13 protein-coding genes are annotated in these 15,723 nt (G+C 64.3%); all 13 read right to left on the bottom strand.

Annotation, left to right across the window (positions count from 1 at the left end):
* Positions 1-28: 28 nt before the first annotated feature.
* Positions 29-1,336 (bottom strand): cell division protein FtsA, encoded by a 1,308-nt coding sequence (gene ftsA, locus RFM40_RS10770; protein WP_320225454.1) that lies wholly within the window; start codon positions 1,334-1,336, stop codon positions 29-31.
* Entirely contained in the window at positions 1,333-2,274 is a 942-nt protein-coding gene (locus RFM40_RS10765; RefSeq protein ID WP_320272188.1) for a cell division protein FtsQ/DivIB, read from the bottom strand. The genes ftsA and RFM40_RS10765 overlap by 4 nt, the downstream gene beginning before the upstream one ends.
* Positions 2,262-3,188: a D-alanine--D-alanine ligase gene (locus RFM40_RS10760; RefSeq protein ID WP_320272189.1), complete on the bottom strand. Its 927-nt coding sequence runs from the start codon at positions 3,186-3,188 to the stop codon at positions 2,262-2,264. Before RFM40_RS10760 ends, RFM40_RS10765 begins: the two co-directional genes overlap by 13 nt.
* A 309-nt stretch (positions 3,189-3,497) precedes the next feature.
* Positions 3,498-4,463, bottom strand: coding sequence for a UDP-N-acetylmuramate dehydrogenase (murB, locus tag RFM40_RS10755; protein ID WP_320277519.1), 966 nt, complete (start codon positions 4,461-4,463; stop codon positions 3,498-3,500).
* Positions 4,460-5,866, bottom strand: coding sequence for a UDP-N-acetylmuramate--L-alanine ligase (murC, locus tag RFM40_RS10750; RefSeq protein ID WP_320272191.1), 1,407 nt, complete (start codon positions 5,864-5,866; stop codon positions 4,460-4,462). Before murC ends, murB begins: the two co-directional genes overlap by 4 nt.
* On the bottom strand, positions 5,863-6,987 hold the full coding sequence (gene murG, locus RFM40_RS10745) for an undecaprenyldiphospho-muramoylpentapeptide beta-N-acetylglucosaminyltransferase (RefSeq protein ID WP_320277518.1): 1,125 nt from the start codon (positions 6,985-6,987) through the stop codon (positions 5,863-5,865). Before murG ends, murC begins: the two co-directional genes overlap by 4 nt.
* A 6-nt stretch (positions 6,988-6,993) precedes the next feature.
* Complete coding sequence (gene ftsW / locus RFM40_RS10740) at positions 6,994-8,145, bottom strand: putative lipid II flippase FtsW (RefSeq protein WP_320277517.1); 1,152 nt, start codon at positions 8,143-8,145, stop codon at positions 6,994-6,996.
* Positions 8,145-9,545 (bottom strand): UDP-N-acetylmuramoyl-L-alanine--D-glutamate ligase, encoded by a 1,401-nt coding sequence (murD, locus tag RFM40_RS10735; protein ID WP_320277516.1) that lies wholly within the window; start codon positions 9,543-9,545, stop codon positions 8,145-8,147. Before murD ends, ftsW begins: the two co-directional genes overlap by 1 nt.
* A gap of 8 nt (positions 9,546-9,553) precedes the next feature.
* Positions 9,554-10,636 (bottom strand): phospho-N-acetylmuramoyl-pentapeptide-transferase, encoded by a 1,083-nt coding sequence (gene mraY, locus RFM40_RS10730; protein ID WP_320219410.1) that lies wholly within the window; start codon positions 10,634-10,636, stop codon positions 9,554-9,556.
* Between the two features lie 26 nt (positions 10,637-10,662).
* The gene (locus tag RFM40_RS10725) at positions 10,663-12,096 is read right to left on the bottom strand and encodes a UDP-N-acetylmuramoylalanyl-D-glutamyl-2,6-diaminopimelate--D-alanyl-D-alanine ligase (protein ID WP_320277515.1); all 1,434 of its coding nucleotides are present in this window, start codon (positions 12,094-12,096) and stop codon (positions 10,663-10,665) included.
* Positions 12,093-13,547, bottom strand: coding sequence for a UDP-N-acetylmuramoyl-L-alanyl-D-glutamate--2,6-diaminopimelate ligase (locus tag RFM40_RS10720; protein WP_320277514.1), 1,455 nt, complete (start codon positions 13,545-13,547; stop codon positions 12,093-12,095). Before RFM40_RS10720 ends, RFM40_RS10725 begins: the two co-directional genes overlap by 4 nt.
* Before the next feature lie 54 nt (positions 13,548-13,601).
* On the bottom strand, positions 13,602-15,329 hold the full coding sequence (locus RFM40_RS10715; protein ID WP_320277513.1) for a peptidoglycan D,D-transpeptidase FtsI family protein: 1,728 nt from the start codon (positions 15,327-15,329) through the stop codon (positions 13,602-13,604).
* Positions 15,326-15,721, bottom strand: coding sequence for a cell division protein FtsL (gene ftsL / locus RFM40_RS10710; protein ID WP_320225443.1), 396 nt, complete (start codon positions 15,719-15,721; stop codon positions 15,326-15,328). The genes RFM40_RS10715 and ftsL overlap by 4 nt, the downstream gene beginning before the upstream one ends.
* Positions 15,722-15,723 lie beyond the last annotated feature (2 nt).

Here is a 15,723-nt window from a genome sequence, read left to right as displayed (position 1 = left end):
GGCCGCCTATGGGGCTGTCCCCGTCAAATTAAAAACTGTCTCTCAACCACTGACTCATGCGATGCAGTTTTCCGCCCGTTCCGGTCATCCTGAAACCGGAAATTCCTTTCGCCGAATGGCTCTCGAAGCTCGCCATCTGCGGATAGATCAGAAGTCCGACCGGGGTCGAAAACGCCGGCCCCTTGGCCGCTTCCGGCAGGCCCGCCACGCCGAGCGGCCGTCCGATGCGCACATTGCGCCCGAGGATGCGGCGCGCCGCCTCCGGCAGGCCGGCCAACTGGCTGGCGCCGCCGGTGAGAACGACGCGCTTGCCGACGGCGTTGCCGTAGCCGGACTTGTTCAGCCGGTCGCGCAGGAGCTCCAGCGTCTCGTCGATGCGCGCGCGGATGATGCGCGTCATCACCGAGCGCGGGATCTGCAACGGCAACTCGCCTTCCTCGCCGATCGGCTGGATGGAGACCAGGTCGCGGTCGTCGGCGCTGCCGGGCAGCGCAGAGCCATGCATCACCTTCAGGCGTTCGGCGGCATCGAGCGAGGTCGACAGGCCCTTGGCCATGTCGAGCGTCACATGGTTGCCGCCGATGGCGATAGCGTCGCCATGGACGAACTTGCCTTCCGAGAACACAGAGATCGTCGTGGTGCCGCCGCCCATGTCGATGCAGGCAGCGCCCATTTCGAGCTCGTCGTCGACCAGCGCAGCAAGCCCGCTGGCATAAGGCGTCGCCACCATGCGCTCGACCGACAGATGCGAGCGATTGATGCAGAGCTCCAGATTGCGCATCGGCGCGGAATCGCCGGTCAGCACATGCATGTCGACGCCGAGCGCGTCGCCGACCATGCCGCGCGGATCGCGCATGCCGCGTTCGGCATCGAGCGAGAAGCCGACGGGAAGCGAGTGGACCACCTCACGCTCCGCCCGCAATGCCTGCTTGGCGCCGGCGCCAAGCACGCGCTTGATGTCGGCTTCCTCGACCTGATGCCCGCCGAGATTGATGGTCGCCGAGAAGGCTTCGCTCTTCAGCCGGCCGGCCGTCATGTTGACGATGAGGGAATCGACGGTAAGCCCGGCCATGCGCTCGGCCGCGTCGACAGCCAGGCGAATGGCATGCTCGGCGCGGTCGAGATCGATCACCACGCCCGACTTCACGCCCTGCGATTTCTGATGGCCGATGCCGATCACCTGGATGCGATGCGAGCGCCCGCGCAGAAGCTTGCCGTCGTCGCGCGGCTTCAGCTTCGCCACCACGCAGCAAACCTTGCTCGAGCCGACATCGAGCACCGTGAGCGTGCCCGATCGGCGCGAAGAAGCATCACCGCTGCCGCCAAGCCAGCTCATATCTTCGTCTCCGGCTTGCGCTTCGTCAGGTTCTTCGGCTTTTCGCTGAGCGCGGCCTCGCGCTGCGTCGCCGCCTCCGGCGACAGCTCCACCACCAGCCGATCGGTGAGCCGCATGTCGACGGCGGCGATGTCGCGCGTCAGAAGCCCGTTGTCATGGTCGAGCTTGACGAGTTCGGCGATCGCCTGATCCTCATCGTCTTCCGGCAACTTCACCGTGATGCCGTTCTCAAGCTTGATATCCCAGCGCCGCTCGCCGACACGGATATAGCCTTTGACCCGCGCTGCGAGCTCGGGATAGCGCTTGATCTTCTCCAGGAACTCCGGCGCCTTGGCCGGCGCGCCCGTGCCGATGATCAGCGGCAGCAGAGCCTCTTTGCCGCCCGAGAACGGCGCGATCACCTCGCCCGACCGCTCGATCACCGAAAGCGAATTGCCCTGCTGCCAAAGCGCGAAGGGCTCGCGCTCCTCGACGCGCACCTCCAGCGTATGCGGGTAGATCTTGCGCACCGCCGCAACCTCGACCCAGGGCAGCGTCGCGATGCGCTCGCGCGCGGCCTCGGCGTCGAAGCCGATCAGCGACGTCCAGCCGTCGAGGCCGAGCCGGTCCAGTATGTCGATCTCGGAAGTCTGGCGGTTGCCGACGACCTTGATCTGGTCGACCGCAAACCCGGTTCGGGCCGTCACGCCCTGCACGATGCTGTCGCTATAACCGCCGAGATAGGCGCCATAGGCGCCAGATGAGGCCAACAAGGCAGCCGAGAGGATCGCGGCGGAAAAGCGCGGCGCCTCATACTCGCCACCGCAGAGACGGGCAAGCACACGCACCGGCCGGCGAAGCTGGCGCGGCAAAACGAAATGGTCGAACGACAGCGGCACACCAAACAGCGCGGGCCCAGCCCCGCCGCCTTTGCCCTGTCCCCACCTCAACGCAGACACGAAGCGTCCTCCACCATCCAACTCAACAAATCGCCGAACGAGTGTCCCGCTTGCGCGGCGATTTCAGGCACCAGAGACGTCGGCGTCATGCCCGGCTGGGTGTTGATCTCGAGCCAGACAACCTCGCCGTTTTCGGAGTGACGGTCGTCGTAACGGAAGTCCGACCGGGAGACGCCCCGGCAACCGATAGCAAGATGAGCCTTGAGGGCCAGTGTCTGTATTTTTTGGTAAATATTCGGTGAAATTTTTGCAGGGGTTTCGTGTTTTGATCCGCCAGGCACATACTTTGAATCGTAGTCGTAGAAAGAATGCCCGGTCGGGATGATCTCGCAGACGCCAAGCGCCACGTCGCCCATCACCGCGCAGGTCAATTCGCGCCCATGGATGTAACGCTCGACCATGACGATCTCGCCATATTGCCACTCGGACGAGCCGATCACCTGCGGCGGATGCGACTGCCCCTCATGCACGATGACGACGCCGAAGCTCGACCCCTCGTTGACCGGCTTCACCACGTAAGGCGGCTTCATCGGATGCTTGTTCTTGACCGCGAAACGGTTGATCACCTTCGATTCCGCGACCGGAATGCCCGACGCCTTGGCGACCTTCTTGGCCTGCTCCTTGTTCATGGCCAGCGCCGAAGCGAGCACACCCGAATGGGTGTAGGGAATTCCGAGATATTCGAGAATTCCCTGGATGGTGCCGTCCTCGCCGAACGGACCGTGCAGCGCATTGAAGGCGACATCGGGCTTGAGCTCGGCAAGCACAGACCCGACATCGCGCGAAACATCGACCCGGGTGACCTGATAACCTTCATTCTCGAGCGCATCCGCACACGCCTTCCCCGAGGACAGAGACACGGGCCGCTCCGAGGAAAATCCCCCCAGGAGAACAGCCACATGCTTCTTCTTCATCCCGTCATCCCCTCTCACGCCGGGCCCGCAACCGATATTTCCGCACACAACATTCCCGCATAGTGAGTCCGAGTCTTCCGGCAGGTTGCCCCCCAGACGGAAAACGCGGGTAACGCGTCAAACGACTCAAATCAGGAAACGCTTTAGGGCAGAGAATCAGAGAGTTGATTCCCTGGCAAGTGCCTATGATTCCGAGAGATTCACTTTCCGCGAAAACAGGTCAGAAAAGCGTGTTGTTGAGTCTTTGCAGCAACGGTCGGCGGCGTCACCGACCACGCAAGTTCAAGCACTACTTGAACTCGCAGCGAGCTAAAGAAGCTGCCCCAGGAACTCCTGCACCTCATGACCCGGCCGGAAATTGCCCAGCCGCTTGATCTCCCAATGCAGCCTGATGCCCGAATTCTCGAGCACCCGCGCCCGCACCGTCTCGCCGAGATATTCGAGGTCGTAGCCGGTCGCGGTGCCGGTGTTGATCATGAAGTTGCAATGCATCGGCGACATCTGCGCGCCGCCAATCATCAGCCCGCGGCAGCCGGCCTTGTCGATCTCCTTCCAGGCCGAGGTGCCTTCGGGATTCTTGAAGGTCGAGCCGCCGGTCTTCTCGCGGATCGGCTGCACCGTCTCGCGATGGTTCTGCACGGTGTCCATCGCCGCCTTGATCGCCGCCTTGTCTTCCGGAAACCCTTCGAAGATGGCCGAGGTGAAGATCAGTCCGCCAGGCGCCGACGAATGACGATAGGCATAACCCATATCGGCATTGCTGAGCGTATGGACATTGCCCGTGCGGTCGAGCGCCCGCACCTCGACGACGCGCTCGCGCGTCTCGACGCCATTGGCGCCCGCATTCATCCGCAGCGCCCCGCCGACGGCGCCCGGAATCCCATGGTAAAAATGGAGCCCGCCGATGCCGGCCTCATACGCGACCGCTGCGACACGTTTGTCCGGCGTTGCCGCGCCCGCCTTGATGGTGGTCGGCCCGGTGGCTTCGGCTTCGCCAAAGCCCTTGGCCGAAAGCCTCACCACGAAACCGGAAATGCCGCCGTCGCGTACCAGAAGGTTCGAGCCGACGCCGACCACGGTGATCGGGATTTCCTCCGGCACGCCGCGCAGGAAGGCCGCGAGGTCGTCCTCGTCGGCCGGCTGGAACAGCGCCTCAGCCAGGCCGCCGGCGCGGAACCAGGTGATCTTGTCCATCTCGGCATTGGGTGTGACGCGGCCGCGCAGGCCGGCAAGCTTGTCACCGAGTTTGTCGATCAGGGCTTGGCCGCGCATCATGAGGGTGTTCCCCCAAGCTCCTTGGGCAGAGCATAGGCCCATTGCGTGATGTTCCCGGCGCCAAGGAAGATGACGAAGTCACCGGGCTTGGCAAGCTCGCGGATGGCCGGGGCGACCGCCGCCGGGCCTTCGATATAGCGCGCGTCGCGGTGACCGCCGGCGCGGATGCGCGACACCAGCGCGTCCGATGAAACGCCTTCGATCGGCTCCTCGCCGGCCGCATAGACCGGCGCCACCATCACCGTGTCGGCGTCATTGAAGCAGACGGAGAACTCTTCGAACAGATCGTGCAGCCGGGTGAAGCGGTGCGGCTGCGCGATCGCGATCACGCGGCCCTTGGTTGCCCCGCGCGCGGCCTTTAGCACCGCCGCGATCTCAACCGGATGGTGGCCGTAGTCGTCGAACACCTCGACCCCATTCCAGGAGCCGGTGTGGGTGAAGCGCCGCTTGACGCCGGCGAAAGACGAAATGCCCTTCTTGATCGCTTCGTCCGACAGGCCGAGCTCATGCGCGACCGCGATCGCCGCCGTCGCGTTGGAGACGTTGTGCCGTCCCGGCATCGGTAGCCGCAAGTCCCGGATCGTCGTTGTGCCGCGTCCCTTGCGGTCGCGGATCACCACGTCGAACTCCGATACTGCCCCGTCCATGCGATGGTTGGTGAAACGCACGTCGGCCTGTGCGTTTTCGCCATAGGTGATGACGCGCCGGTCCTCGATGCGGCCGACCAACGCCTGCACCTCGGGATGGTCGGTGCACATCACGCCGAAGCCGTAGAACGGCACGTTCTCGACGAACTGGCGGAAAGCCTCGCGCACCTTGTCGAAGCTGCCATAGTGGTCGAGGTGTTCCGGATCGATGTTGGTGACGACGGCGATATCGGCCGGCAGCTTGAGGAAGGTTCCGTCGCTCTCGTCCGCCTCGACCACCATCCACTCGCCGTCGCCCATGCGCGCATTGGTGCCATAGGCGTTGATGATGCCGCCATTGATGACGGTCGGGTCGAGCCCGCCGGCTTCGAGCAAAGTCGCCACCATCGAAGTGGTCGTCGTCTTGCCATGCGTGCCGCCGATGGCGACCGCCTGGCGGAAGCGCATCAGTTCGGCGAGCATCTCGGCGCGGCGGACGATGGGAAGCAACTTCTCCCGCGCGGCCTTCAGCTCGGGGTTGGACTTCTTGATCGCCGTCGACACCACCACGACTTCGGCGTCGCCGATATTCTCGGCCTTGTGGCCGACGAAACACTCGATGCCCTTATCGCGCAGCCGCTGCACATTGGCGCCGTCCGCCTGGTCCGAACCCTGCACTTTGTAGCCGAGATTGTGCAGCACTTCGGCAATGCCGCTCATGCCGATGCCGCCGATGCCGATGAAATGCACGAGGCCGATCGTCTGCGGCATCTTCATGCGCGCGTCCTCCTGTAGTCCGAAACCGTTTTGCCGGACGCAATAGCCTCTGTCAGATCGGCGAGCAACCGTGCCGCATTGGGTTTTCCGGCCGAGCGGGCGGCCGTGGCCATCGCCGTCAGCCTGTCGGGGTTGCCCATCAGCCCGCCAACGAGCGCAGCAATGCCCTCGGGCGAAAGCGTGGATTGCGGATGCACCTCGGCCCCGCCAGCGGCGGCAAGTGCCGCGGCGTTGGCCGCCTGGTCATGGTCGAGCGCATGCGGATAAGGCACCAGCAGCGCGGGGCGGCCGATGACGGCAATCTCCGATACGGTCGAGGCGCCGGAGCGCGACATCACCAGATGCGCCGACGCCATGCGCGCCGCCATGTCGGTGAAGAAGGGCGAGACCTGCGCGTCGACGCCAAGATTGGCGTAGGCGGCCTTGACCCGCGCCACGTCTTCCGCGCGCGCCTGCTGCGTGATCGCCAGTCGTTTGCGTTGCGCTTCGGGCAGAAGCGCGATCGCCGCCGGCACGGCATCGGAGAAAAACTGCGCGCCCTGGCTGCCGCCGAACACCAGGAGGCGGAACGGCTCGCCGTCGGTGGGTGCTGTATAAGAGATCTTCGCCGCTTCCAGCACCTGCGGCCTGACCGGATTGCCGGTCGTCACGGTCTTGGCGCCGGCAGCGCTTTCACCCTCCGCCAGGAAGCCGCCCGCAATGGCATCGACGCGGCTGGCAAGCGCCTTGTTGGCGCGGCCCATCACGGCGTTCTGCTCATGGATCAGCGTCGGCACCTTGCGCCGAGTTGCCGCGTAGAGCGGCGGCAGCGTCGGATAGCCGCCGAAGCCGACGACGGCATCGGGCTTGATCCTGGCTATCACCCGACCGGCCTGCCGCACGCCTTGCCAGATCGTCCAGAAGGCCGAAAGCATAGCGATCGGATTCTTCGAGCGAAGCGTGGCCGAAGGGATCGAGTGAATGTCGGCGGCGGGAAAGTGGCCGGAGTAGCGCTCGGCGCGGCGGTCGGTGGCAAGATGCACCTCCCAGCCGCGCTCGATCAGCTCATGCGCGAGCGCCTCTGCCGGGAACAGATGTCCACCCGTTCCGCCGGCCGCAAGCAGGATGACACCTCTCGACATCCCGCCTCATTCCGCCGGAAGGGTGCGCTGCGAGAAGGCATAGCCTATCTGCTTGCGCTTTTCGGGGTGCCTGCGCGTCAGCGCCAGCGCCATGCCCATCGAGATGGCGATGGCGATCTGCGAGGAGCCGCCATAGGAGATGAAGGGCAGCGTCATGCCCTTGGCCGGCATCAGCTGCAGGTTCACGCACATGTTGATGGCAGACTGCAAGCCAAAAATGGTGACGAGCCCGCCGACGGCATAACGCGTGAAGTCGTCGTGCTCCTTCAGCGCGATACTCAATCCGCGCAGCACGATGAAGGCGAAGATCGACATGATGAAGAAGCACATGATCAGCCCGAACTCCTCGCCTGCGACCGAGAACACAAAGTCGGCGTGGCTGTCCGGGATGACCCGCTTCACCGTCCCCTCGCCCGGGCCGACGCCGAACCAGCCGCCGTTGATCAGGGCCTCGCGGCCCATATCGACCTGGAAGGTGTCGCCTTCGCCGGTGAGGAACTTGTCGATGCGGGCGGCGACGTGCGGAAACACCGTATAGGCGGCGAACCCGCCGCCAATGCCTGCAGCACCCAGCGCGACGATCCAGAACCAGGGCAGGCCGGCCATGAAGAACATCACGCCCCAGGTGCCCAGCACCAGCATCGTCTGGCCGAGGTCGGGCTGCGCCACAAGCAGCGAGATCACCAGAGCGAGCAGCAGCATGGCGAAGAGATTGCCGGGAATGTCGGGCTGTCGCTTATGCTCGGCAAAAAGCCAGGCGCAGATGATGACGAAGGCCGGTTTCAGGAACTCGGACGGCTGGATGGAGAGGCCGGCGAGCGACACCCAGCGCCGCGCGCCCTTCACTTCGACGCCGACGTAGAGCACCACCACCATCAGCACCAGCATGATGCAGAGCATCACCAAGGACATGCGCCTTATTTGCCGGGCCTCCAGGAAAGAAACCGCCAGCATCACGATGAGAGCCGGGATGGTGAAGATGATTTGCCGCGTGGCGAAATGGAAGCTGCTGAGGCCGATCCTCTCGGCGACCGCTGGGCTTGCCGCGAAGGACAGAATGATGCCCAGCCCCATCAGCGACAGGAATGCCGCGAGGAACCAGCGATCGATCGTCCACCACCAGGTTGCGACCGGACTTTTGTCGAGACGGCTTTGCATCAACGTGGCCCTCCGATGGGTTTCACTCCATCAATAGCAGTCGCAGCTTGCCTGAAGGCTTCGCCGCGAACCTCGAAATTCTTGAACTGGTCGAAACTGGCGCAGGCCGGCGAAAGCAGCACCACCGCCTCGCCGCCGGTGTCGCTCGCGGCGTCATGGGCGGCATGCTCGACCGCGGCTGCCAGCGTTCCGGAAATCTCGTAAGGCACGGCCTCGCCGAGCGTGGCGGAGAAAGCGGGCGCCGCCTCGCCGATTAGATAGGCCTTGGCGATGCGCGGGAAGAAGCTGCGCAGCGGCTCGATGCCGCCTTCCTTGGGCAGGCCGCCGGCAATCCAGTAGATGCGGTTGAAGCTTGACAGCGCGGGTGCCGCCGCGTCGGCGTTGGTCGCCTTGGAATCGTTGACGAACAGCACATGGTCCTTGCGGCCGACCTGCTCCATGCGGTGCGCCAGCCCCGGGAAGCTTTCAAGCCCGGCCTGGATCTCGCCAAGCTCGAGGCCGATCCTGAGGCAGGCGGCGACAGCGGCAAGCGCGTTCTGCGCATTGTGCTGGCCGCGCAGCGAGCCGATGCCTTCGAGGAAGGCGATACGGCTGTAACGGCCATTCATCGCCTCCATCAGGTTGGTGCCGTCGGCGAAATAGCCGTCGGTCAGCGGCAGGCGCTTGGAAATGCGGATGACTTGCCTGCCGGCCCGCTCCAGCCGGTCGGCGATCAGGGCGCACCAGGAATCGTCGATGCCGATGATCGCGGCGTCGCTGCCGGCGACCAGCCTTTCCTTGATCGAGGCGTAATGCGCCATCGTGCCGTGCCGGTCGAGATGGTCGGGCGTCAGGTTGAGCAGGATGCCGGCGGTCGGGTTGATCGAGGGCGCAAGATCGATCTGGTAGGAGGAGCATTCCACCACATAGTGCCGCTTGGGCTCGGGCGGATCGAGCGTCATGATGGCGCGACCGATATTGCCGCCCATTTGGGTATCACGTCCGGCCGATTTCAGTATGTGCGCCGTCAGCGCCGTCGTCGTCGATTTGCCGTTGGTGCCAGTGATCGCGATGAAGGGTGCCGTCGGCGCGCGCTGAATGCGCTCGCGGCAGAACAGCTCGACGTCGCCGATCACCTCGACGCCGGCGCCGCGCGCCAGCTCCACCGCCCAATGCGGCTTCGGATGCGTGAGCGGCACGCCGGGCGACAGGACGAAGGCCGCGAAGCGCGGCCAGTCGGCGGCGCGCAGGTCGCCGGTCGCGATCCCGGCGGCGGCCGCCTTGGCGACACTGTCCGGATTGTCGTCCCAGGCGAGGATCTCGGCGCCGCCCGCGATCAGCGCATGCGCGGTCGCGATCCCCGAACCGCCGAGCCCGAAGAGCGAAACGCGTTTGCCAGCGAAGGAAGCGGCGGGAACCAAGCGGTGTCCTATCTGAGCTTGAGGGTGGAGAGGCCGACCAGCGCAAGGATGACGGCGATGATCCAGAAGCGGATCACCACCTGGCTCTCGGTCCAGCCGAGCTTTTCGAAATGGTGATGGATCGGCGCCATCAGGAAGACGCGCTTGCCGGTCATCTTGAAGTAGCCGACCTGGATGATGACCGACAGTATCTCGACCACGAACAGGCCGCCGACGATGACCAGAACGATCTCGTGCTTGGTGGCGACGGCGATGGTGCCGATCAGGCCGCCCATCGCCAGCGATCCGGTGTCGCCCATGAAGATCGCGGCCGGCGGCGCGTTGAACCAGAGGAAGCCGAGGCCGGCGCCGATGACCGCGCCGAGCACCACCGCCAATTCGCCGGTGCCGGGCACGAAATGGATCTGCAGATATTCGGCAAAGACGGCATTGCCCGAGAGATAGGCTATGACGCCGAAGGACGCGGCCGCGATCATGATCGGCACGATCGCCAGCCCGTCGAGACCGTCGGTCAGGTTCACCGCATTGCCGGCGCCGACGATGACGAAGCAGGAGAACGGCACGAAGAACCAGCCGAGATTGATGAGGAATTCCTTGGCGAAGGGGAAGGTCAGCGAGGACGAGAACGGCGCCTGGCCGTTGTGCATGATTACCCAGGCGGCGATGCCGGCGATGACGAATTCGATCGCCAGCCGCGCCTTGCCGGAGAAGCCCAGATGCGACTGCTTGGTGACCTTGAGATAGTCGTCATAGAAGCCGATCGAGCCGAAGCCGACGGTGACCAACAGCACCACCCAGACATAGATGCTGGAAAGGTTCGCCCATAGGATCGAGGAGCCGATGATGCCGGACAGGATCATCAGCCCGCCCATGGTCGGCGTGCCCGCCTTCTTGAAATGCGTCTGCGGTCCGTCGGCGCGGATCGGCTGGCCCTTGCCTTGGCGAAGCCGCAGCGAGTTGATGATGGTCGGTCCGAAGATGAAGACGATCAGCGCCGACGTGATCAGCGCGCCGCCGGTGCGGAAGGTGATGTAGCGGAAGACATTGAAGGCCGAGATCTTGTCCGCGAAATCAACGAGTAAAGTGAGCATACGCTTCCGTCCCCCGGAGCCCGACTTCAGGTCGGTTCAATGGTTGTGGCTTCCGCCGGAAATTTGCCGAGCAATGCCTCGACCAGCTTTGAAAATCCGATGCCTTTCGACGACTTGACCATCACCACGTCGCCGGGCCTGATTGCCGACATCACGACCGGCTTCAGCTCTTCCGCGCCTGACCGGTATTCGGTTTCGACATCGGATGGCAGAACATCGGCCAGCGCCCGCATCTCCGGACCGCCGAGAAAGACGTTGCGCGTCCCGGTGCCGACTATGAGCTCGGCAAGCGCCGCATGGAGTTTTGCCGAGTGGCTGCCGAGCTCGAGCATGTCGCCGAGCACGGCGATGCGCCTGCCCCCACCCGATACCGGCGTGGCGTTGAGCAGCGCCATGGCTGCCGCCATCGAAGCCGGATTGGCGTTGTAACTTTCGTCGATCAGCGTGATCGGGCCGTTCGGATGATGCAATATGTGGCGCCTGCCGCGGCCGCGCTCGGCCGAAAGGTCACCAAGCGCCGCCGCCACCTTGTCGAGGTCGGCGCCGACCAGTTGCGCGGCCCCCAGCACGGCCAGCACATTCTGCACGATGTGTCGGCCGGGCACCCCGACACGGGCCGTCACGTCCTTTTTGCCGATCTTGACAGCGATGTCGGAATGGTCGGCATGAAGCTCGCAGCCGGCAAGGCGGAAGGCCGAGCGGGCGTTTTCGCCGAAGCCGAAGACATGCTCGACACCAGCCTCTTTCGCCATTTTCCCGAGCAGCTTCCAGCGCGGATCGTCGCGGTTGAGCAGCGCGGCGCCGCCGGGCTCGATCGCCTCGAAAATCTCGGCCTTGGCCATGGCGATCTCGTCAAGGCTCTTGAAGAAGCCGAGATGGGCGGCGGCAATCAGCGTGACGATCGCGACATGCGGCCTGACCATATTGACCAGCGGCCTGATCTCGCCCGGATGGTTCATGCCGATCTCGAAGACCGCGTAGTTGCAGTCTTGCGGCATGCGCGCGAGCGTCAGCGGCACGCCCCAATGATTGTTGAACGACTGCGCCGAGGCATGCACCTTGCCGACCGCCGATAGCACATGGCGCAGCGCTTCCTTGGTCGTCGTCTTGCCCGCTGAGCCGGTCACCGCGATGATCTTCGCCCGTGAGCGGACACGCGCGGCGACGCCGAGCTTTTCCAATGCCGCAAGCACGTCCGGCACGACGATCATCGGCGCGGTCAGCCTGCCGAGCGACGGCAGCTTGCCTTCGGCGACGACCAGCACGGCAGCGCCTGCTTTCACCGCCGCGGTCGCGAAGTCGTGGCCATCCATCGTCTCGCCCTTGATGGCGAAGAAGGCATTCCCCGGCTCAAGGCTGCGGCTGTCGATGGAAATGCCGGTAATGCCTTCCGGGAGCAAACCTATCGGCCTGCCGCCCATGGCCTCGACAAGCGCCTCCGATGTCCAGAGCAGGTTCATGCGGCGCGCTCCTGGAGCGCCTCGCGCACTTCCTCATGGTCGGAGAAGTGGAAAGTTTCAGTGCCGATGGTCTGGCCTTCCTCATGCCCCTTGCCGGCAACGATCAGCGTATCGCCGGCATGAAGCATCGCGACCGCCTCATGGATCGCCCTGCGGCGGTCGCCGATCTCGATGGCGCCGGGCGCCGCGGCAAGGATTGCCGCGCGGATGGTCTCGGGAACTTCCGTGCGCGGATTGTCGTCGGTGACGATGACGACATCGGCAAGCCGGGTCGCGATCTCGCCCATGATCGGCCGCTTGCCGCGATCACGGTCACCGCCGCAGCCGAACACCACGACGACGCGGCCCGTGGTGAACGGACGAACCGAGGTCAGCACATTTTCCAGCGCGTCGGGCTTGTGCGCATAGTCGACATAGACCGGAGCGCCGGCCGCCGTCGTGCCGACGAGGTCGAGGCGGCCAGGCGCGCCTTTCAATTTTTCCAACGCCGCCAAGGCTTTGCCGACCGATGTTCCAGTCGAGATGGCGAGTCCGGCCGAAACCAGCGCATTGGCGATCTGGAAATCGCCGGCTAAAGGCAGGTCGATCTCGTAAAGCACGCCGTCGGCTTCCACCTCGGCGCGCTGGCGCCGCCGCTCATGCTCGACGCGCTTCAGCGTGAGGAATTCGCCGTGGCGGCCGACCGTCAGCACGTTGAGACCCGTTGCCCTCGCGGCATGGACCGTCGGCTCGGACCAGGGATCGTCGGCGAAAATCACAGCCGGCGCTCCCTTCGGCAGCAGCGTGTCGAACAGGCGCAGCTTGGCGCGGTGATAGTCCTCGACCGTCGGGTGGTAGTCCATGTGGTCGCGGCCGAGATTGGTGAAGCCGCCAGCCGCCAGCCTGACGCCGTCGAGGCGGCGCTGGTCGAGGCCGTGGCTGGAGGCCTCCATCGAGGCGTGGGTGACGCCGGCATCGGCCAGCTCTTTCAGCAGCTTGTGCAAGGCCACCGGATCCGGCGTTGTCAGCGAGCCATACTCATTGCGGCCGGGCGCCACCACACCGGTCGTGCCGATCGAAGCGGCGGCAAGGCCGGCCTGCTCCCAGATCTGGCGTGTGAAGGCGGCGACCGACGTCTTGCCGCTGGTACCGGTGACGGCGACCATTGTTTCAGGCTGCTTGCCGAAGAAGCGCGCCGCGCTCAGCGCCAATGCCAGACGCGGATCATCGACGGCAAGAACCGGGATCGACAGTCCGGAAATGGCATTCCCCTTGGCGGCGACGATCGCAGCGGCGCCTTTTGCCGCAGCGTCGGCTGCGTAGGCCGAGCCGTCGGCCTTGCTGCCGGCCAGTGCAAAGAAGACGACGCCCGGTCTTACCTGGCGGGAATCGGATGAGAGACCGGTAACCTCCAGATCGAGGGAAACTGTTCCCTCGATAGGCAGGACACCGGCTAGATCTTTCAGATGCATTGAGTCCCGTTCACCGCAACAAAATAGCGCGCAGTTGCCAGCGCGCCCCAAGAATCACTGATAGGAAACCAGCGTTGCACCATTTTCATGGCTGAAATCTGGCTTCACGCCAAGCATGGCCGCCGAACGCCTGATGATATTGCCAGCTATAACCCCCGCATTCGCGGCCGCGACGTCTGTCATGCCAGGCTTTTCCGGATGCGGGGCGTCGGCAATCGTGAACACGAGATATTGCGGATCGTCCATCGGGAAGGCGGCCACAAAGGTATTGAAATTCAAGTCCTTCGAGTATCGGCCATTGATGACCTTCTCGGCTGTTCCGGTCTTGCCGCCAACGCGATAGCCGGGGACTCTGGCGTTTCTGGCAGAGCCCTTCTCGGCGTTGAGCGTATAAAGGTAGCGCATGCCTTCGACCGTCTTTTCGCTGACCACTTTCTCAGCCACCGTCATTGCCTGCTCCACGGTACGTGGCAGGAAGGTCGGCTCGATCAGATAGCCGCCATTCATCAGGGCCGCGCAGCCGACAGCAGCTTGCAGCGGCGTCGTCGACACACCATGGCCGAAGGCGATGGTAAACGAATTAACTTGTTTCCAGACCTTCGGTTCAGTCGGGCGGGCGACTTCCGGCAGTTCGGTCTGCATCTTGTCCAAAATTCCAAGGCGATGCAGGAATTCGCGGTGCCCCTCGATGCCGACCAGCTCGGCCTCCCTGGCCGACCCGATGTTGGACGAATAGAGGAACACCTCCGGCAACGACAGCACACGGTTCTTGCCGTGGAAATCGTGAATGGCCTGATGGCCGACCCGGATTGGATGCGAAGCGTCGAAGCGGCTCGCCATCGTCGCTTTACCGGAATCGAGCGCCATGGCCGAGGTGAAGCTCTTGAAGGTCGAACCCATCTCATAGAGGCCCGCCGACATACGGTTCAGCCGGTCCTTTTCCTGTGCATTGTAAGGATTGTTCGGATCGAAATCCGGCACCGAGGCCATGGCCACCACCTCGCCCGTTTTGACGTTGAGCACAACGGCGCCGGCGCCAATGGCGCGATAGCGCTCCAGGGCGGCGGCGACCTCGTCGCGCACGACATGCTGGACGCGAAGGTCGATCGACAGCTTCACCGGCTTCAGGTCCCTGGCCACCGCCAGCCCCGACGCCTGCAGGTCGGTCAGCCCCTGGTCGTCGATGTATTTCTCCATGCCGGAGATGCCTTGGTTGTCGATGTTGGTCAGCCCGACAATGTAGGAGGACGTCTCGCCGCTCGGATAAAAGCGGCGCTTTTCGGTGCGGAAGCCGAGGCCGGGGATGCCCAATGCCAGGATGTCGGCCTGCTGCTTCGGCGTCAGCTGACGCTGCAGCCAGACAAAGCCGGCGCCGCTCTTGAGCTTGCGATAGGTCTGCTCGTAATCGATCTCGGGAAGCACGGTCGACAATCTCTCGATCGCCTCGTCGGCGTCGACGATACGGCGCGGCTCGGCGAACAGCGATGCCGTCTTGATGTCGGTCGCCAACACCTCGCCGTTGCGATCGACAATATCTGGCCGCGAGGCGGTGACGCGGCTTTGCGGACCACCCGACATGTCCGGGTTCTGCAGTCCGAGATAAACCAGCCGGCCGGCAATCGTCGAATAGATGGTGAAGAACACCGCCATCGTCATGATGATGCGGGTCTTGGCCTTGCCGCCGGTCGCCTTGCGGGCGGCGTCGACGACGATCGAGCCGTCCTCGGTGGGTTTCTTGCGTCGTCTCAGCAGGTCACCGATCCTTGGAAGCCTGCCGATCATTGCACGGTGCTCCCCGTGACCACCGGATCCTTGTCGCCCGAGGGCCCTTTGCCGGAATTGTCGGCCATCCCGCCAAGCCGCTGCGACGACAGGTCCTCGATGTTGACGGGCTTTATCGGCACGTCGTCGAGGCCGCCGATTTGGCGGGCGTTGAGCGGCTCGAGCCCGAGCTGCGACTTGTAGATTTCGGCAAGCTTCTGCAGCCGCGCCGGCTGGGTGAGCAGGCTCCAGTCGGCTTTCAGAAGGTCGATCGTGTCTTCTTCGTAGCGGATCTGCGCCTGCAGCTTCTGCACCGCCGCCAGTTGATCCTCGGCTTCGCGCTTGGTCTTGTAGGTCAAAGCCGCCGCCGAGACCATGATGGCGATCAGGACTATGTCGCTGGTACGAAACACGT

This window comes from Mesorhizobium captivum (assembly GCF_033977165.1).
Classification (GTDB): domain Bacteria; phylum Pseudomonadota; class Alphaproteobacteria; order Rhizobiales; family Rhizobiaceae; genus Mesorhizobium; species Mesorhizobium captivum.
This window is presented reverse-complemented; position numbering and strand designations above follow the sequence as displayed.